Raw genomic sequence first — 19862 nt, 5'->3', positions numbered from 1 at the left:
CGGGTCAGGGCTGCGTGAAGTAGCCGAGCAGGTCGGTGATCACGTGGGTGCTGCCGCCGTAGCTGTTGGAGATGCTGACGCGGCCGTCGGCCACCGGGGTGGTGACGTGGTTGGGGACGGTGTCACCGGGACGGGTGTTGAGGCTGCTGGCCTCCGGCCGGGCGGTGCCGTACCCGTAGACGGTCAGGAACCCGGGGCCGGTGGAGTCGGTCGCGGTGACGTTGAGCGCGACGCCGACGGCGCCGACGGGCAGGCCGGTGACGGTGGTGGTGGCGCCGGGGGCGAGCTTGCCGGTGGCGCGGGTGTCGGCGAGGCGGCGCGGCACGGTCGGCGTGAACAGGGCCTTGCCGTCCTTGCCGTACCAGCCGACGGCGTCGAGGATCAGGTGCGTGGAGCCGGTGTTGGTGTAGAGGGTGATGGTGCCGTCGGGGCCGACCGGGACGATGGCCTGGTTCGACTTGTCCTTGCCGGGTTCCAGGTTGAGGTTCGAGGTCGCGGGCCGCTTCGCCGGGTCGGGGTAGGCGATGACGTGGGCGTTCTCGGTGGAGCCGGTGCCGGTCAGGTTGAGCGCGACGGCGGTGGCGTCGGCGGGGATCCCGCCCGTCCCGGCCACCTTGACGGTCCGCGTCTGCCCGCCGCCGAGCGCTCCGCCGGCGGCGCGGGTGTCGGCGAGGCGGGTCGGGGCGATCGGGCTGAACCGCTGGCCGATGCCGGGCTGGTAGTAGCCGACGAAGTCGACGACGAGCGCGGCACTGCCGGAGTTGAGCTGGGCCGAGACCTTGCCGTCGGCGCCGACCGGGACGGTGACCGTGTTGGAGGAGGTCCCGCCCTTGCGGACGTTGACGTTCGAGGTCGCCGGGCGCGGCTGGCCGGAGGGCCACACGCTCAGGTGGGTGTCCTCGGAGGCCCCGGTGACGGTCACGTTGAGGACGGCGGCGGCCATGCTGCCGGACAGGACGTGATCCGGAACGGACAGCCCGACCGGCAGGGTCACCGCGGTGGGGCTCCCGCCCCGGAGGACGGTGCCGTTGCTCCGCGTGTCCAGCAGCCGGAAGGGAGCCGTGGCGACGTAGCCGGACGGCGCGTAGTCGACCTTCACGCTCCGGGTTGCCGTGGAGGTGGCCCCCTTGGTGTCGCGGACCGTGACCGTGACCTTGTACTCACCGGGCCGGGCGTAGGCGTGACTCGTGCCGGACAGAGAGGTCTGCTGCCCGGTGGTGCCGTCACCGAAGTCGAAGTCCACGCTCTGCACGGGCCACGGCGCAGCGGAGGCCGAGAGGTCGACGCCCACGGACAGCGGGCCCGCGTGGCTGATCGGGGAATCCGAGGTCGGCAGCTCCGGATTCACGGTGAGGGCGGCGGTGAGCGGACCGGCGGGGGTGACGTTCGTCGACAGTCCGGCGGAGGCCGTCTGCCCGTTGCCGGAGACCGCCGTCACTGTGACCCGGCACCACTCGCACGGTGCGCCGTAGACGTGCTCGGCCGTGTTTGCCCGGGTCACGACGGGGGCCGTGCCGTCACCGAAGTCGTAGTGGTAAGTGAGCGCGCCCGGCCACCGGTTGTCCGGATCGGCCGTCGCCTTCACGGTGGTGCCGACCGGCGCCCAGTACTGGTCGAGGTCCAGCCGGACGCCCCTCAGTTGGTCCTGGGTCTCGTAGGCGCCGCGATCCAGGTATCCGCCGTCCTTGCCGGTGTTCGGGACGCGGGGGTCGTCGGCGGTGGGCTTCCCCGCCTTGTCGCTCGGCAGTACGCCCGGAGCCGTCGGATCGGCGGAGTCGACGGTGGGCGAGCCGTCGATCGGGCCGACCTTGTAGCCGTCGGGGGCCAGGAGGTCGTGCGCACCCTGGCCGGTGGCGGCCTGGAAGGCCGCCGGGCCCGGGTAGGCCTTGCCGGCCCAGGTGTACGGGTTCACCGCCGGCGTTCCGTGACCGCTGAACACGTTGTAGTCGACTCGCGTGCCCTCGGCCGCGCTCTGCGACACGTCGAGGCCGCCCCGCGGACCCGCCGACCGGCAACTGCTGTGGGTGGACTCGCTGAAGATCACATTGTTGAACAGTGCGGAGCCGGTCGAGGCGCCGCTGAACGACACGGTCGCCCCGCAGAGGGCGGAGAAGTCGTTGTTGGTGATGACCGTGCCGGGCGCGTCCACCACCGCGACGTTGCTCGACCCCAGGGTTCCGTTGAGCTCGTTGCGGCTGAGGACGGTGCCCCGCGCGCCGCCCTCGATCCGGACCCCCCACACCGAGCTGCGGGTGAAGCGCACGTCCGCACTCGCTTCCCCGACGACGAGGCCGTCGAGCTCACCCCCGCCGCTGTCGATCCGGTCCAACTCGATGTCGGTGGACCGGGAGACGCGGATGCCGTCGCCGATGTACATCCCGCGCACCACCACGTGGCCCGCACCGCTGACGGTCAGGCCCTTGGCGAGGTCCACCCGGCCGTAGCCGTCGGCCGCGCCGGACACGAAGGCGATCGGCCGGCCCGGCTCGCCGGAGCGGTCGATGGTGAGGGCCTCGTCGTACGGCTCACCCGGTGCGATCCGCACGGTCTGGCCCGGCTTCACGATCCTGACGGCCGCCGAGATCGTGCAGAACGGGGCCGCCTGTGCGCCTGAGCCGGCGTCGGAGCAGTGGGCGTCGGCGTTGTCGACGTAGAGCGAGGCCGGCGTATCGGCCGCGGCGGCGCCGGGGACACCGAAAAGAGTGACGAGGCCCGCGGCGAGCAGGACCACCGTACGAGTGGGACGCAACAGAAACGTTCCTTCGAAAAAGGTGATGTGAATTCAGGACATTCCGGCGGTCGGAAACGTACGCGGAATCCACCGAGGCGGGCTCCATGATCCCTCCTCCGGAGAGCGCTGTCACTCCGGATATTCCACTCTCACCGCCCCAAATCCCCGGTCACAGATGATGCCTGCGGTGCTCGTGGGGCGGGGGTTTCACGACGTACATCCGTTAGTCCCAACCGACTTGACTGAGCCTCGGCGGATGTCGGCCAAGACCTTGGTCCGGGCCTCTCGACTACGTACGAGTAGTTAACCGAGCGCACGGATTGAGCGGGGTGAGAGTGGGCAGGGCTCCCCGCGTACACGCACGGCACCCCGCCCCACCACCTCTCCCGCCACCCGAGTGAACGCGGACAGGAGCGGCCATGCCCGCAGCCCAGCCGTCTTCCGAGCGGCTAGAAACAGAGCGAACAGCGCGTGCACGACCAGCCGGTGCTCCGGCTGGGCTGTTGTCACCGAGCCCTGCGAACTGCCCCCAGGTGATCCCATCATGATCGGTCGCATTCCCGTCCTGGACGTCCGCCCCGCCGTCGACTGCGGGGCCAGACCCGCCAAGGCGGTCGTGGAAGAGGTCTTCGAGATCTCCGCCACCGTGTTCCGCGAGGGCCACGACGCCGTCGCAGCCCATGTCGTGCTCCGCGACCCCAGCGGGCGGCTGCGGCCCCCCGTGCCGATGCGCGAGCTGGCGCCCGGCACCGACCGGTGGGGCGCGCGCGTCTCCGCCGAGGCCGAGGGGAGGTGGACGTACACGGTCGAGGCGTGGAGCGACCCGGTCGGCACCTGGCAGGCCCACGCCGCCATCAAGATCCCCGCGGGCATCGACCCCGGGCTCACGCTGCTCGAAGGCGCCGAGCTCTACGAGCGGGCCGGCTCCCGGATCCCGAAGAAGGACGGGCGCGAGCACGTCCTGGCCGCCGCCGAGGCGATGCGCGACGAGGACCGCCCGGTCTCGCTGCGGTACGCCGCCGCCCTCGCGCCCCCGGTCCAGGCCGCCCTCGCCCGGCGCCCGTACCGGGAGCTGGTCACCGCCTCCAAGGCCCTGCCGCTGGTCGTCGAGCGCAAGCGGGCCCTCTACGGCTCCTGGTACGAGATGTTCCCGCGCTCCGAGGGCGCCGTCGTCGAGCCCGGCGAGGAGCCCGTGAGCGGAACGCTGCGCACGGCCGCCGAGCGGCTGCCGGCCGTCGCCGCGATGGGATTCGACGTGGTGTACCTGCCACCGATCCACCCCATTGGGAGTACGTACCGCAAGGGCCCGAACAACACCCTTTCGGCTGGAAGTTGGGACCCGGGGGTGCCGTGGGCCATCGGCTCCACCGAGGGCGGCCACGACGCCGTCCACCCCGACCTCGGCACGATCGAGGACTTCGACGCCTTCGTCGCCCGCGCCCGCGAGCTGCGCATGGAGATCGCGCTCGACTTCGCGCTCCAGTGCTCCCCGGACCACCCCTGGGTGGAGAAGCACCCCGAGTGGTTCCGCCACCGGGCCGACGGGACGATCGCGTACGCCGAGAACCCCCCGAAGAAGTACCAGGACATCTACCCGATCCACTTCGACACCGACATGGCCGGGCTCGTCGAGGAGACGGTCCGCATCCTGCGGTACTGGATGGACCACGGCGTCCGCATCTTCCGGGTGGACAATCCGCACACCAAGCCGGTCGTCTTCTGGCAGAAGGTGATCGCGGACATCAACAAGTCCGATCCCGACGTGATCTTCCTGGCGGAGGCCTTCACCCGGCCCGCCATGATGCGCACGCTCGCCGCGATCGGCTTCCAGCAGTCGTACACGTACTTCACCTGGCGCAACACGAAGGCCGAGCTGACCGAGTACCTGACCGAGCTCGCGGACACGCGCTCCGCCTCCGTCATGCGGCCGAATTTCTTCGTGAACACGCCCGACATCCTCCACGAGTACCTCCAGCAGGGCGGCCGCCCGGCCTTCGAGGTGCGCGCCGTCCTCGCCGCCACCCTCTCCCCCACCTGGGGCGTCTACGCCGGGTACGAGCTCTGCGAGAACACCCCGGTCCGCGAGGGCAGCGAGGAGTACCTGAACTCCGAGAAGTACGAGTTCCGGCCACGCGACTGGGCGGCCGCGGACCGCGAGGGCCGCACGATCGCCCCGCTGATCACCGCACTGAACCGGCTGCGCCGCCGCCACCCGGCGCTCCAGCAGCTGCGCGACCTCCACTTCCACACGACCGACAACGAACAGGTGATCGCCTATTCGAAGCACGCGGGCGCCAATTCCGTACTGGTGGTCGTCAACCTCGATCCGCACCACACCCAGGAGGCGACGGTCTCGTTGGACATGCCGGCACTCGGCCTCGACTGGCACGGGTCCCTCGCGGTGCGCGACGAGCTCACCGGCGAGACCTACCACTGGGGCAGGGCCAACTACGTACGCCTGGAGCCGGGTCGAACGCCCGCCCACGTACTCGCGGCCCTGCGACCGTCCCCGCCCACCGGAGGGTCACCCACCACATGATGATCAACGACCCCGTCCACGACACGTTCGAGGACACCCCCGCGAAGGACCGCGATCCCGACTGGTTCAAGCGGGCGGTCTTCTACGAGGTGCTCGTACGGTCCTTCCACGACAGCAACGGCGACGGCGTAGGGGACCTGAAGGGGCTCACCGCCAAGCTCGACTACCTGCAGTGGCTCGGCGTCGACTGCCTCTGGCTGCCGCCGTTCTTCGCCTCGCCGCTCCGCGACGGGGGCTACGACGTCGCCGACTACACGTCCGTGCTGCCCGAGTTCGGCGACCTCGCCGACTTCGTGGAGTTCGTGGACGCCGCGCACCACCGCGGCATGCGGGTGATCATCGACTTCGTCATGAACCACACGAGCGACCAGCACGAGTGGTTCCAGCAGTCCCGCAAGGACCCCGACGGTCCGTACGGCGACTACTACATGTGGGCCGACAACGACAAGCAGTACCAGGACGCCCGCATCATCTTCATCGACACCGAGACCTCGAACTGGACGTACGACCCGGTCCGCAAGCAGTACTACTGGCACCGCTTCTTCTCGCACCAGCCGGACCTCAACTACGAGAACCCGGCCGTCGTGGAGGAGATCGTCTCGGCGCTGCGGTTCTGGCTCGACCTCGGCATCGACGGCTTCCGGCTCGACGCCGTGCCCTACCTGTACGCCGAGGAGGGCACCAACTGCGAGAACCTGCCGCGCACCCACCAGCTCCTCAAGCGGGTCCGCGCCGAGATCGACGCGCACTACCCCGACACCGTGCTGCTCGCCGAGGCCAACCAGTGGCCCGAGGACGTCGTCGACTACTTCGGCGACTTCGCGAGCGGCGGGGACGAATGCCACATGGCGTTCCACTTCCCCGTCATGCCGCGCATCTTCATGGCCGTACGAAGAGAGTCGCGCTATCCCGTCTCCGAAATCCTGGCCAAGACCCCGGCGATCCCGGACCGCTGCCAGTGGGGCATCTTCCTGCGCAACCACGACGAGCTCACCCTCGAAATGGTCACCGACGAAGAGCGCGACTACATGTACGCCGAGTACGCCAAGGACCCGCGGATGCGGGCCAACATCGGCATCCGGCGCCGGCTCGCCCCGCTCCTCGACAACGACCGCAACCAGATGGAGCTGTTCACCGCCCTGCTGCTGTCGCTGCCCGGCTCGCCGGTGCTGTACTACGGCGACGAGATCGGCATGGGCGACAACATCTGGCTCGGCGACCGCGACGGCGTCCGCACCCCGATGCAGTGGACCCCGGACCGCAACGCCGGTTTCTCCTCCTGCGATCCGGGCAGGCTGAACCTGCCGGTCATCATGGACCCGGTCTACGGGTACCAGGTCACCAATGTCGAGGCCGCGATGGCATCGCCCTCCTCACTGCTGCACTGGACCCGCAGGCTCATCGAGGTCCGCAAGGCGAACCCGGCCTTCGGCCTCGGCTCGTACACCGAACTGCCCTCGTCCAACCCGGCGGTACTCGCGTTCCTGCGCGAGTACGGGGACGACCTGGTGCTGTGCGTGCACAACTTCTCCCGCTTCGCACAGCCCACCGAGCTGGACCTTCGGTCGTTCAACGGGCGGGTCCCGGTGGAGCTCACGGGTGACGTGCGCTTCCCGCCGATCGGCGAATGGCCGTACCTGCTCACGCTCGCGGGGCACGGCTTCTACTGGTTCCGCCTGCGCAGCGAGTAGCCGCCGAGTACGGGGTGGGCGCGCGAATGGGTCAATCGCCCGCCCCTGTACGGATCATCCTGACCCGACACTCGTACACCACCGGAGAAGCAACTGACGCGATCCGGGACACTCTCCGCATTCTGTGACGGCCCGGGGAAAGGACGCGACGCCATGTCGGAGGCTGCATCCGCCGGGACGACGAGCACGACCGGACTCAGTCCGCTGGAGCCGATGCTCCGGGACTGGCTGCCGCTCCAACGCTGGTTCGCCGGCAAGGGGCGGCGCATCGGCCGGCTCCGGATGATCTCGGCGGCGGACCTGCTGCCGCCGGGCTCCTCCCCCCGGCTCGTCCACCTGCTCCTCGACGTCGACGGCGACTGCTACCAGCTGCTGCTCGGCGTCCGCCCCGCACTGCCACCCGCCCTGGCGCCCGCGCTGATCGGACGGGCCGAGCAGGGCCCGTACGCCGGCCAGTGCGTGTACGAGGGGCTGGGCGACCCGCGGCTGGCGGCGCTGCTGCTGGAACGGTTGCGTGCTCCCGGCACCGTCGGCCCGCTGCGCTTCGACCGCGACCCGATGGCGCTGATCCCGGCGGCCCTCACCCCCCGGCCGCTGTCCGGGGAGCAGACCAACTCCTCGCTGATCTACGGGGATTCGTACATCCTGAAGGTGTTCCGCCGGGTCGGCCCCGGGGTCAATCCCGACCTGGAGCTGCCGAGAGCGCTGGCGGCCGCCGGGTGCGCGCGCGTTCCCGCGCCGGTCGCCTGGTACGAAGCCGCGCTGCCCGGTGGAGAACCGTTGACCCTGGGCGTGCTCCAGCCCTACCTGCGCGGCTCCCACGACGGCTGGCAGCTCGCGCTGGGCCGGCTGCGCGCCGGGGCCGACTTCACCACCGAGGCGCACGCGCTGGGCCGGGCCACCGCCGAGGTGCACAGCGCGCTCGCCGCCGCGCTGCCCACCCTCGCGCTGGGCCCGGAGCAGACCGCCCGGCTCGCCTCGGGGATGACGGCCCGGCTGGCGGCCACCGCCCGCGAGGTGCCCGCGCTGCGGCCGTACGAGACGGGGCTGCGCGGGGCGTTCGACGCGCTGGCCGTGTCCCGCGGGGCCGGGGTGCCCGCCCAGCGGATCCACGGGGACCTGCACCTGGGCCAGACCCTGCGCACCGCCGACGGCAGCTGGGCGCTGATCGACTTCGAGGGCGAGCCGGCCCGGCCGCTGGCCGACCGCCGCCGCCCCGAACCCGCCGTCCGCGACATCGCCGGGATACTGCGCTCGTTCGACTACGCGGCCCGCTCCCACCGCCCGTTCGCCCCCGCGTGGGCGGACGCCTGCCGGGCCGCCTTCTGCGAGGGCTACGCCCGCACCACCGGCCGCGACCCGCGCGAGGACCTCGTCCTGCTGCGCGCGTACGAGACCGACAAGGCGGTGTACGAGGCGCGCTACGAGTCCCGGCACCGCCCCGACTGGCTGCACGTGCCGATGGCCGCGATCCGGCGGCTGGCCGCCGGCGCGGACCGGGGATTCGGCCGGGCGCAGCCGGGCGGCGGTCCCGCCCCCGGCGAAGGCTTCCCCTCCCTCTCCCCCCACCCCCGCCCGCAGCCGCCTAGGAGGCCGCTCACGTGAGCCCCGCCCGTCAGTCACCTGCCACCACCCCGCCGCCCCCGTCCCCGGCTCCGGCCGCGGCGGCGCCGCGCAGAGCCCAGGCACCGCGCGCCCGGCGGGCTCCCTCACACGGGGTACGGCCGGCGCCCGCGCTCGACGCCGGGGAACGGGCCCGGCTGCTGGAGGGCCGCCACCACGACCCGCACGGGGTACTGGGCGCCCGGACCCGGCGGGACGGGGTGGTCTTCCGCGTGCTGCGCCCGTACGCCAAGGCGGTCACGATCATCGCCAAGGGGCTGCGGACCGAGCTCCACGACGACGGCGACGGGCTGTTCTCGGGGCTGCTGCCGCTGACCGGCGTGCCGGACTACCGGCTGCTGGTCGCGTACGACGGCGACGAGATCGAGGTGCACGACCCCTACCGGTTCCTGCCCGCGCTCGGCGAGCTGGACCTGCACCTGATCGGGGAGGGCCGGCACGAGGAGCTGTGGACGGCGCTCGGCGCCCGGCCGATGGAGCACCAGGGCGTGACCGGCACCCGGTTCACGGTCTGGGCGCCGAACGCCCAGGGGGTGCGGATCACCGGGGACTTCTCGTACTGGGACTCGGTCGCGTACCCGATGCGCTCGCTGGGCGCGAGCGGCGTGTGGGAGCTGTTCCTGCCGGGGGTGGGCGAGGGCGCGCTCTACAAGTACGACATCACGCGGCCCGACGGCAGCCACACCCTGCGCGCCGACCCGATGGCCCGCGCGGCGGAGGTACCGCCGGCCACCGCCTCGGTGGTCACCGCGTCCCACTACGAGTGGCAGGACGCGGAGTGGATGGCGCGGCGCGGGAGCCGTCCGCCGCACCAGGCCCCGTTCTCGGTGTACGAGGTGCACCTGGCCTCCTGGCGGCCGGGGCTCTCGTACCGGCAGCTGGCCGAGCAGCTCCCGCCGTACGTCAAGGAGCTGGGCTTCACGCACGTGGAGCTGATGCCCGTCGCCGAGCACCCCTTCGGGGGCTCGTGGGGCTACCAGGTCACCGGGTACTACGCGCCGACCTCGCGGATGGGGGGTCCGGACGACTTCCGGTTCCTGGTGGACTCACTGCACCGGGCCGGGATCGGGGTGATCGTCGACTGGGTCCCGGCGCACTTCCCGCGCGACGAGTGGGCGCTCGCGGAGTTCGACGGGCGGCCGCTGTACGAGCACCACGACCCGCGGCGGGCCGCGCACCCGGACTGGGGGACGCTGGAGTTCGACTACGGCCGCAAGGAGGTCCGCAACTTCCTCGTCGCGAACGCCGTGTACTGGTGCCAGGAGTTCCACGTCGACGGGCTGCGGGTGGACGCCGTCGCCTCGATGCTCTACCTGGACTACTCGCGCGGCGAGGGCGAGTGGACGCCGAACGAGCACGGCGGGCGGGAGAACTGGGACGCGGTGGCGCTGCTCCAGGAGATGAACGCGACGGTGTACCGGCGCTGTCCGGGCGTGGTGACCATCGCGGAGGAGTCCACCGCCTGGGAGGGCGTGACCCGGCCGACGGACGCGGGCGGGCTCGGCTTCGGGCTGAAGTGGAACATGGGCTGGATGCACGACACGCTGCGGTACGCGTCGAAGGATCCGGTGCACCGCAAATACCACCACCACGACATGACCTTCGGAATGATCTACGCCTTCAGCGAGAACTACGTGCTGCCGATCTCGCACGACGAGGTGGTGCACGGCAAGGGCTCGCTCGTGTCGAAGATGCCCGGGGACTGGTGGCAGCAGCGGGCCATACACCGTGCGTACCTGGGCTTCATGTGGGCCCACCCGGGCAAGCAACTGCTCTTCATGGGGCAGGAGTTCGCGCAGGGGGCGGAGTGGTCCGAGTCGCACGGGCCGGACTGGTGGCTGCTGGACTCCTCGTACTCGGCGGCCGGTGACCACCGCGGCGTGCGCGATCTGGTGCGCGACCTGAACCGCACGTACTCGGCGGCGCCGGCGCTGTGGGAGCGGGACACCGTGCCGGAGGGCTTCGCCTGGGTGGAGGCGGACGCGGCGGAGGACAACGTCTTCGCGTTCCTGCGGTACGCCCAGGACGGCTCGCAGCTGCTGTGCGTCTCGAACTTCTCGCCGGTGGTGCGGCACGGCTACCGGATCGGCGTGCCGGAGGAGGTGCCGTGGTGGCGGGAGGTCCTGAACACGGACCTGGAGGAGTACGGCGGCAGCGGCGTGCGCCATCCGCAGCCGCTGCGCCCCGAGCCCGTGCCCGCGCAGGGCCGCCCGGCGAGCCTGCGCATGACGCTCCCGCCACTGTCGACGGTCTGGCTCAGGCCGTGACGGCGGTGGCGGCCGTGACGGCGGTGGCGGCCGTGGCGGTGGTGGCGCCGGTGACCTCCTCAAGCTCCTGAAGGAGCTTGCGCTTGGCACGGGCGCCGACCATCTGCTTGACGGGCTCGCCGTCGCGGAAGACGAGCAGGGTCGGCATGGACAGCACCCCGTACCGGACGACGGTGGCGGGGTTGCTGTCCGCGTCGATCTGCACGACCTTGAGGCGGTCGGCCTCCTCGGCGGCGACGGCGGACAGCACGGGCGCGAGCTGCCGGCACGGCCCGCACCAGTCGGCGGTGAACTCCACGAGGACCGGACGCCCCCGCTCGGCGAGCACCTCCGCCTCGAAGTCCTGGTCGGTCACCTCGGCGACACCCTGGGCATGGATCATCTCGTTCACCCTCTCTTACGGTCCGGTCATTTCACAGCGCGGCGACGCCGCCTCCCCGGCGGCGTCCTCGGCGGCGGCGAGCTGCCGCGCGACCTGCTCCCGTACGTCGGCCAGCTGGCCGATCAGCCCGTCGAGCTCGGCGAGCTTGCGCCGGTACACGGCCAGGGACGCGGGACAGGAGTCCCCGGCGGGATGACCGGCGCGCAGGCAGTCGACGAACGGGCGGGTCTCCTCCAGCTCGAAGCCGAAGTCCTGGAGCATGCGGATCTGGCGCAGCAGGCGCAGGTCGTCCTCGTCGTACGTGCGGTAGCCGTTGCCGGCGCGGCGCGCGGGCAGCAGTCCGCGCGATTCGTAGTACCGCAGGGTCCGCGTGCTGGTCCCGGCCCGCTCCGCCAGTTCGCCGATTCGCATGCCCCGACCGTAAGGCTTGACGCCGACGTCAAGGCAAGGAGCGGATCCGGGGTGAGGGGCGGGGCCCTCGCCACCCCCGTATGCGAGGGCCCCGACATGGATCACGCAGGGGGTGCGGGGCCGGTTCAGGAGGGGGTGCGGAAGATCCGTGAACATCCTGCGCAGGGGTTTCGCACCGTCGGCCGGAACCGTACGCTGGGAAGTGGATCTAGCACCGGTCCGATTACCGGACAGTCGCCGGGAAGCTCGCCCCCGACGTTGAACTCCCTAGGACGTTCCTACGAGTTCTGGGCTTGTTTGAACGGTCTGTAGTCGCCACCCCTTGGGCACTCCTACGGTGTGCCCTGTGCACTCCAGCCCTCCCTTCAATGCCCCCGCCGCGCGTCGCCTCCGCGCAGCCCTGGGCATGGCTCCCGGTCATGTCGCCTATGGCCTGCGCGCCCAGTACGGACTGATCGTCGAGCCCGAGACCGTGATGGCGTGGGAGCGCGGTGAGATATCGCCGAGTTCCGCCGAGCTCACGGCGCTGGCCGGCGTCCTGTGGTGCGCACCCGGCGAACTGCTCGCCGAGCCCGTGACCCTGCGGGAACACCGGATGGCCCGCGGCATGGCGGCGGACGAGCTGGCCCGGCGGATCGGGATGGAGACGGCCTCGTACCAGAAGATGGAGGACACCGGGCGCTGGAAGGGCAACGAACGGCAGTCCGTGGCCCTGGCGCAGGTGCTCGGGCTGTCGCTGGCCCAGTTCGTGGCGGCGACGGGCAAGCAGGACGAGCTCGCCGAGCTCCTGCGCAACGCGGTGACCACCCGCTGGCAGGCGTACGTGAAGCCGCTGGCCAAGCTGCTGCCGGTGCCGAAGCAGCACCTGGAGCCGGTCCTGGAGCGGCTGCACGGGGACTACCAGTCGAAGATGGTGGCCACCCTGAGCTGGGGCGGCGCCTCGGGCGATGCCGGCGCGGGAGACGCGGGGCGCCAGTTCCTGGCCGACATCGTGGCCCACTTCTGGTCCTACGCCTCCGGCCCCCGCTAGCCGGCGGGCCCGAGCCGCCGTCGGGGGCCGTGGGCGCCGTCGGGGCGCTGTCGGGGCCTGTGGGCGCCGTCGGGGCCCCGTGGGCGCCGTCACTTCAGCGGCGCGTACACCACGGTCGCGGCGCTGCCCGCGTCGGCGAGGTCCCGCTTGATCCGGTCGGCCGTCTTCCGGTCGCCCACCAGGACGGTCGGCGGCTCGGGGCAGGTGGCGATGGCGCCCTTCAGGCGGCCCAGCGACGCCTGGTACTCCTTCTCGTCGACCGCGACGGGCCCGCCGATCTTGACGTAGAAGACGTCGTAGAGCCCGACCATCCGGCCGGCCTGGTGCGTGAGGATCTGGGCGAGGAACGTCGACCTCAGGTTCAGGTACGCGTCGTTGCCGTAGAGGGCGATCACGGGCGAGGTGACGCCCTTCAGGTCGCGCTGGGTGAGGGCGGTCGCCGGCGGGCCGATGTCGTTGCTCTTGGCCTCGCCCTTGGCCCACTTCATCATCGAGCTGTCGTACCAGGCGGAGGGGTGGCCCCACCCGGACGGCACTCCCCACTGGACGTTGCCGAACAGCGCGAGCGCGGCGGCGGTCGCGAGACCGGAGCGCAGCAGCAGCCCGGCCCGGCGGCGCAGCGGGGAGCCGGCCGTCGTGGTGCGCACGGCGGGCTGGAGGACCAGGCCGGCCAGGCCCAGCGAGATCAGCGCGACCACGAGGCCGGCGGCGGTCAGCTTCTCGAAGTAGTACGAGTAGTAGCCGATGGTGTGCTTCTGCCAGGCCCCGAAGACACCGATCACCGCGGTCGCGCTCAGGACGAGGGCCAAGACCATCTGCCCGGTGCCCGTCCTGCGGTTGACCGGCAGGGTGGCGACCACCAGGGCGAGCAGCCCGCAGCCGATGAACACCGGGCGGTCGGGGATGACCATCGGCCCGGCGAGGTTCGAGGTCTTGGCGACGTCGAGCTTGGTCAGGACCGAGAAGACGCTGGGCAGTCCCGCGATCAGGGTGCCGGCCGCCAGTGCGCCGAGGACCAGGAGGCGGTGCCGGGCGAAGCGCCGCCGGTGGACGATCAGGACGGCGGCCAGGGTGATGCCGACGAGGACGCCGTAGAGGTTGTAGACGAAGGTCACGGAGACCAGGGCGGCCACGGCGACGAGCACGAACTCGGCGCGGCCCATCGCCGGCCGCACGAGCAGCGCCAGGGCGATCGCCAGGAACAGCAGTCCGATGGTCTCGGAGTCGAAGCCGCGGTCGACGAGTTGCGCCATCGAACCGGACATCATCACCGCCGCGACGGTCGCGCAGACCGCCGCCGCGCGCCAGCCGCGCAGGCGCGGGCCGCCGATCCAGCGGGCGGCCCAGACGAGTGCGCCACAGAACAGCGCGTAGGCCGCGATGACGTACAGGAGGTAGCGGTGCGTCATGTCGAGGGCGGAGCCGCCGTCGGTCGAGGACTTCACCAGGACGTCGGTCCAGGCGAGCAGGAAGTGGGAACCCTGCGGGTAGACCGCCTCGGCCGGGGTCATCATGTACGCCTTGGCGGCGTCCTGGTGGAGGAAGGCGTAGCCGCCCACCTGGTGGATGCCGTCGAAGTACGAGAAGTGCCCGAGCCGGTCCTCGGAGGTGACGAACGAGGCCAGCCGGTCGGCGGCCGACTTGCCGGCCAGCGGGTGGTGGAAGTAGCGCCAGACCACGGCCACGGTGCCGAGCACGATCGCGTCCGAGCCGCGCAGGCGCAGCGGGATGCGGGGTCTTCGGCGGGCGAGCCAGCCCGAGACGGACAGGACGGTCAGCAGGAGGCCCGCTCCGGGGACGGGGGCCAGTCCCCACGGCCAGACGGAGAAGAGCAGGCCGAAGCCCATCACCGCACCGGAGAGCAGGAAGGCCGCGATCACCAGGCGGTCGAGGAGTCCTCCGCCGACCCGGATCAGGGAGGCCGTCGCCAGTACCAGGACGGGGATCAGCACCAGGTCCAGGCGGAGCGCGTGGAGCAGGAGCGGCAGGGCCCAGGAGAGGGCCACGGCAGCGCCGAGTACGGGCCACCGCCTCGCGCCCCCGGCCGATCCGTCGGTCTGTCGCACCGGCCGGTCTTCGGCAGGCTTGTCTGTCAAAACGGCAGAGCGGGTCGCCACGGGGACGGACACCTTCCATCGGAAAGTCGGAACGGATGACGGGGCACGAAGATCACGTCCCGATCCGTCCGCACGACTCGGCCACCCAACCCAACCCCCGATTCGGGATCATAACGGTCGGGCGTGAGCTCACGAGAAGGCCCCGGAGAACGGTCTCCGGGGCCGGATGGCGCCGTGGCACGGGGATCGGCCGGACCGGCGCGGCGGGCGGTGGGGGCTTTCGGCGGGAGATTCGGGCCGAAGGTCCCGCCCGGGTGGGGCGGAGAGCCCGGGGACGGGTGGGGCGGAGGGCCCCGGGGTGGGGTGGGCGGAGGGCCCGGGGACGGGTGGGTCAGAAGACCGATTCGGCCTCGTACATGCGGTCGTCCGGGACCGTCTTCAGTTCGGTGACCGCGTGGGCCAGCGGGGCCATCACGATGTCGGTGCCGCGCAGGGCGGTCATGTTGCCGTAGTCGCCGCGGTGGACGGCCTCCACCGCGTGCCAGCCGAAGCGGGTGGCGAGGACGCGGTCGTAGGCGGTGGGGACGCCGCCGCGCTGGACGTGGCCGAGGATGACCGGGCGGGCCTCCTTGCCGAGGCGGTGCTCCAGCTCGACGGCCAGGCGGTTGCCGATGCCGGCGAAGCGCTCGTGACCGTACTGGTCGATGGCGCCCTTCTCGTACGGCATGGAGCCCTCGGCCGGGTGGGCGCCCTCGGCGACGCAGATGACGGCGAACTTCTTCCCGCGGGAGAATCGTTCCTCCACCATCTTCACCAGGGCGTCCACCTCGAAGGGGCGCTCCGGCAGGCAGATCCCGTGCGCGCCGCCGGCCATGCCGGACTCCAGGGCGATCCAGCCCGCGTGCCGGCCCATGACCTCGACGACCATCACGCGCTGGTGCGATTCGGCGGTGGTCTTGAGGCGGTCGATGGCCTCCGTGGCGACCATGACGGCGGTGTCGAAGCCGAAGGTGCGGTCGGTGGAGGAGATGTCGTTGTCGATGGTCTTCGGCACGCCGACGACCGGCATCCCGGCGTCCGACAGCATCCGGGCGGCGGTCAGGGTGCCCTCGCCGCCGATCGGGATGAGGGCGTCGATGCCGTAGCGCTCCGCCAATTCATGCGCGTTCTCGGCGGCTTCGTGCAGCCGCGCGCGCTCCATGCGGGCCGAACCGAGAATCGTGCCGCCGCGGGCCAGGATGCCGCTGACGGCGTTGATGTCGAGGGGGCGGTGGTGGCCGTCCAGGAGGCCCTTGAAACCGTCCTCGAAGCCGATGACTTCGTCGCCGTGGCCGACCACGGCGCGGTGTACGACCGAACGGATGACAGCGTTCAGCCCCGGGCAGTCGCCGCCTGCGGTGAGAACTCCGATGCGCATCGTGCTGTGTCTCCTGCTCCTGGTCGTACCGGGCCGTACGCGTGCGGGCGGACAGCCGTACATCTGAAGGGCGTCGTGTTCGTCATGGTGAAGCGTGTCCGATTGTTCCACGGGCGGGGGGTGCGGCGCGTTCTGCGCTGCTCCGCCCACCAGGCCTTTCGGCCCCTGCGGAGAGGCCTTTCCCGGCGGGCGCCCTATCTGTCCGCCGAGGTATTGTCAAGAGGTCAGGCCCACCCTAACGGGGAAAAAACCACCACTTCCACTACATCCACGACATCCACACGATGGGACGGAGACCACGCGTGACGCGCAGCGTGTACGTGACCGGTATCGAGCGGGGGGACGGCCGCCAGGTCGTCGAGCTGGGGATCATGGAGCTGCTGACCCGCCAGACGGCGCGGGTCGGCGTCTTCCGGCCGTTGCTCCACGACGGACCTGACCGGCTCTTCGACCTCCTGAAGGCCCGCTACCGGATCGACCAGGACGCCGCGACGGCCTACGGCATGGAGTACCGCGAGGCCTCCGCCATCCTGGCCGAGAAGGGCATCGACGAGCTCGTGTCCCGCCTGGTGGACGGCTACCATCGGGTGGCCCGCGACTACGAGGTCATGCTCGTCCTCGGCACCGACTACGCCGACACGAACCTCCCCGACGAGCTGGCGTTCAACGCCCGCCTCGCCAACGAACTGGGGGCCGTCGTGGTGCCCGTCGTCGGCGGCACGAAGCACCCCGCCGAGGCCGTGCGCGCCGAGACCCAGAGCGCCTTCCGTGCGTACGAGAGCCTGGGCTGCCACGTCGTCGCAATGATGGTCAACCGAGTGAACGCGGAGGACCGCGACGGCATAGCCGAGCGGCTGGCCGCCCGCCTGCCCGTGCCCTGCTACGTGCTGCCGGACGACAAGTCGCTCTCCGCCCCCACCGTCGCCCAGATCACCCGGGCACTCGGCGCCGAGGTGCTCCTCGGCGACGACGCCGGGCTGGCCCGCGACGCCGTGGACTTCGTCTTCGGCGGAGCCATGCTGCCGAACTTCCTGAACGCCCTGACACCCGGCTGCCTGGTCGTCACGCCCGGGGACCGCGCCGACCTGGTCATCGGGGCGCTGGCCGCGCACGCCTCGGGCACCCCGCCGATCGCCGGCGTGCTGCTGACCCTGAACGAGCGTCCGGGCCCGGACATCCTGACCCTGGCCTCGAAGCTGGCGCCGGGCACCCCGGTGGTCTCGGTGGCCGGCAACAGCTTCCCGACGGCCGCCGAACTGTTCTCGCTGCAGAGCCGGTTGAACTCCGCGACCCCGCGCAAGCTGGAGACCGCGCTCGGCCTGTTCGAGCGGCACGTGGACACCGCCGAGCTGCGCGGGCTGCTGTCGGTGGCCCGCTCCGAGCGCGTCACGCCGATGATGTTCGAGCACGAGCTGCTGGAGCGGGCCCGTGCCGAGCGCCGCCGCGTGGTGCTCCCCGAGGGCACCGAGGAGCGCGTGCTGCGCGCCGCGGACGTGGTGCTGCGCCGCGGGGTCTGCGACCTGACCCTGCTGGGCGAGGAGCAGGCGATCCTGAAGAAGGCCGCCGACCTGGGCATCGACATCTCCGCCGCGCAGCTCATCGATCCGGCGACCTCCCCGCTGCGGGAACGTTTCGCCCAGTACTACGCGCAGGTCCGCGCCCACAAGGGCATGACCGTCGAGCTGGCCCTCGACGTGGTCGCCGATGTGAACTACTTCGGCACCCTGATGGTCCAGGAGGGCCTCGCGGACGGCATGGTCTCGGGCTCGGTGCACTCCACCGCCGCGACCATCCGGCCCGCCTTCGAGATCATCAAGACGAAGCCCGAGGCTTCCATCGTGTCGTCGGTCTTCTTCATGTGCCTGGCCGACCGGGTCCTCGTCTACGGGGACTGCGCGGTCAACCCGGACCCCGGCGCCGAGCAGCTCGCCGACATCGCGGTGCAGTCGGCGGCGACCGCGGCCGCCTTCGGGGTCGAGCCGCGGATCGCGATGCTCTCGTACTCGACCGGCACCTCGGGCAGCGGCGCGGACGTGGACAAGGTCCGCAAGGCCACCGAGATCGTCCGCGACCAGCGCCCCGATCTGCTGATCGAGGGACCGATCCAGTACGACGCCGCCGTCGAGCCCTCGGTCGCCGCGACCAAGCTGCCCGGGTCGGAGGTGGCCGGCCGCGCGAGCGTGCTGATCTTCCCCGACCTCAACACGGGCAACAACACGTACAAGGCCGTGCAGCGCTCGGCGGGCGCCGTCGCGGTCGGACCGGTGCTCCAGGGTCTGCGCAAGCCGGTCAACGACCTCTCGCGCGGCGCGCTGGTGCAGGACATCGTCACCACCGTGGCGATCACCGCGATCCAGGCGCAGGGCGCGCGGCCCGCGCCGGCACCCACCGCCTGACCCGCCCGCCCCTCCCCGGTCCCCCTCCCTCCCGAGACAAGGAAAGACGCCCATCGTGACCACCGCATCGCGCGTACTCGTCCTCAACTCCGGCTCCTCGTCGGTGAAGTACCAGCTGCTCGACATGGCGGACTCCGCCCGCCTCGCCGTCGGCCTGGTGGAACGGATCGGGGAGGAGACCTCGCGCCTCGTGCACGAGCCGCTCACCGGCCTCGGCGCGGGCGGCGGCAAGCGCGAGCGGCTCGGCGCGATCGCGGACCACGAGGCCGCGCTCCGGGCCGTCGCGGCGGAGCTCGCCGCCGACGGGCTGGGCCTGGACTCCCCCGAACTGGCGGCGGTCGGGCACCGGGTGGTGCACGGCGGGACCCGGTTCACCCAGCCGACGGTGATCGACGACGAGGTGCTGGCGGAGATCCGGAGCCTGATCCCGCTCGCCCCGCTGCACAACCCGGCGAACGTGACCGGCATCGAGGTGGCGCGCTCGCTGCGCGCGGACATCCCGCAGGTGGCGGTCTTCGACACGGCCTTCCACTCGACGATGCCGGAGCACGTGGCCCGGTACGCGATCGACGCCGCGACGGCGGAGAAGTACGCCATCCGGCGGTATGGGTTCCACGGCACCTCCCACGCGTACGTCTCGCGGGCGACGGCCGCCCTGCTCGGCCGGCCGGTGGAGGACGTGAACGTGATCGTGCTGCACCTGGGCAACGGGGCCTCGGCCTCGGCGGTCCGGGGCGGGGTGTGCGTGGAGACGTCGATGGGCCTGACCCCGCTGGAGGGCCTGGTCATGGGAACCCGTTCGGGCGACCTGGATCCGGCGGTCGTCTTCCACCTGGCGCGGGTGGGCGGCTTCTCGGTGGATGAGATCGATTCGCTCCTGAACAAGAAGAGCGGTCTGCTGGGCCTGTGCGGCGACAACGACATGCGCGAGGTGCTGCGGCGGGCGGGCGAGGGCGACGAGTCGGCGCGGCTCGCCTTCGCGGCGTACGTCCACCGCCTGAAGAAGTACATCGGCGCCTACTCGGCGGTGCTCGGCCGGGTGGACGCGGTGGCGTTCACGGCGGGGGTCGGCGAGAACGCGCACCAGGTCCGGGAAGCTGCCGTCGAAGGCCTCGCGGAGCTGGGGCTCGCGCTGGACCCGGAGGCCAATGCCGTGCGCTCTTCCGAGCCGCGGCTGGTGTCGCCGGCCTCCGCGCGGGTGGCGGTGGCCGTGGTCCCGACGGATGAGGAACTGGAGATCGCCACCCAGGCGTACGCGCTGGTTACTCAGTAGTCACTTGGACTTTCCACCAGACGGAATATTCCGCTACGAAACAAA

Annotated in this window: 12 protein-coding genes; 7 read left to right on the top strand and 5 right to left on the bottom strand. The window is 71.5% G+C overall.

Annotated elements, in window-relative coordinates:
- Positions 1-4: 4 nt before the first annotated feature.
- Positions 5-2749, bottom strand: a complete 2745-nt coding sequence (locus tag ADK52_RS10455; protein ID WP_159045902.1) for a PKD domain-containing protein — start codon at positions 2747-2749, stop codon at positions 5-7.
- A 526-nt stretch (positions 2750-3275) separates the two neighbouring features.
- Between ADK52_RS10455 and ADK52_RS10450 the strand changes: the two genes are divergently transcribed.
- The 4 genes from ADK52_RS10450 (at position 3276) to glgB (ending at position 10851) form a co-directional block, all read left to right on the top strand.
- Positions 3276-5270 (top strand): alpha-1,4-glucan--maltose-1-phosphate maltosyltransferase, encoded by a 1995-nt coding sequence (locus tag ADK52_RS10450; RefSeq protein WP_053689466.1) that lies wholly within the window; start codon positions 3276-3278, stop codon positions 5268-5270.
- Complete coding sequence (gene treS / locus ADK52_RS10445; protein ID WP_053689465.1) at positions 5267-6961, top strand: maltose alpha-D-glucosyltransferase; 1695 nt, start codon at positions 5267-5269, stop codon at positions 6959-6961. Before ADK52_RS10450 ends, treS begins: the two co-directional genes overlap by 4 nt.
- Positions 6962-7114: 153 nt before the next feature.
- Positions 7115-8566 carry a maltokinase N-terminal cap-like domain-containing protein gene (locus tag ADK52_RS10440; RefSeq protein ID WP_063783810.1) on the top strand — a complete coding sequence of 484 codons (1452 nt, stop codon included), beginning with the start codon at positions 7115-7117 and terminating at the stop codon, positions 8564-8566.
- Positions 8563-10851, top strand: coding sequence for a 1,4-alpha-glucan branching enzyme (gene glgB, locus ADK52_RS10435; protein WP_234343633.1), 2289 nt, complete (start codon positions 8563-8565; stop codon positions 10849-10851). The genes ADK52_RS10440 and glgB overlap by 4 nt, the downstream gene beginning before the upstream one ends.
- Here the strand turns inward: glgB and trxA are convergent.
- Complete coding sequence (gene trxA, locus ADK52_RS10430; protein WP_053689508.1) at positions 10841-11233, bottom strand: thioredoxin; 393 nt, start codon at positions 11231-11233, stop codon at positions 10841-10843. The genes glgB and trxA overlap by 11 nt on opposite strands.
- 15 nt (positions 11234-11248) lie before the next feature.
- The gene (locus ADK52_RS10425) at positions 11249-11644 is read right to left on the bottom strand and encodes a MerR family transcriptional regulator (protein WP_053689464.1); all 396 of its coding nucleotides are present in this window, start codon (positions 11642-11644) and stop codon (positions 11249-11251) included.
- A gap of 337 nt (positions 11645-11981) precedes the next feature.
- Here ADK52_RS10425 and ADK52_RS10420 point away from each other — a divergent pair, with 337 nt between their 5' ends.
- Positions 11982-12674 carry a helix-turn-helix domain-containing protein gene (locus ADK52_RS10420; protein ID WP_078988216.1) on the top strand — a complete coding sequence of 231 codons (693 nt, stop codon included), beginning with the start codon at positions 11982-11984 and terminating at the stop codon, positions 12672-12674.
- Between the two features lie 89 nt (positions 12675-12763).
- On the opposite strand, the gene ADK52_RS42250 is transcribed toward ADK52_RS10420, so the two are convergent.
- Positions 12764-14740: a hypothetical protein gene (locus ADK52_RS42250; protein WP_159045901.1), complete on the bottom strand. Its 1977-nt coding sequence runs from the start codon at positions 14738-14740 to the stop codon at positions 12764-12766.
- A 382-nt stretch (positions 14741-15122) separates the two neighbouring features.
- On the bottom strand, positions 15123-16148 hold the full coding sequence (locus ADK52_RS10410) for an ATP-dependent 6-phosphofructokinase (RefSeq protein WP_053689461.1): 1026 nt from the start codon (positions 16146-16148) through the stop codon (positions 15123-15125).
- Between the two features lie 302 nt (positions 16149-16450).
- Between ADK52_RS10410 and pta the strand changes: the two genes are divergently transcribed.
- Positions 16451-18544 carry a phosphate acetyltransferase gene (pta, locus tag ADK52_RS10405; RefSeq protein WP_053689460.1) on the top strand — a complete coding sequence of 698 codons (2094 nt, stop codon included), beginning with the start codon at positions 16451-16453 and terminating at the stop codon, positions 18542-18544.
- A 55-nt stretch (positions 18545-18599) separates the two neighbouring features.
- A complete protein-coding gene (locus ADK52_RS10400; RefSeq protein WP_053689459.1) occupies positions 18600-19817 on the top strand; it encodes an acetate kinase in 1218 nt (405 codons plus the stop codon).
- The last annotated feature ends 45 nt before the right edge of the window (positions 19818-19862 follow it).

Source organism: Streptomyces sp. WM6372, assembly GCF_001279655.1.
Classification (GTDB): Bacteria; Actinomycetota; Actinomycetes; order Streptomycetales; family Streptomycetaceae; genus Streptomyces.
Note: the sequence above shows the minus strand (reverse complement) of the source record. Positions and strands in the feature narration are given on the sequence as shown.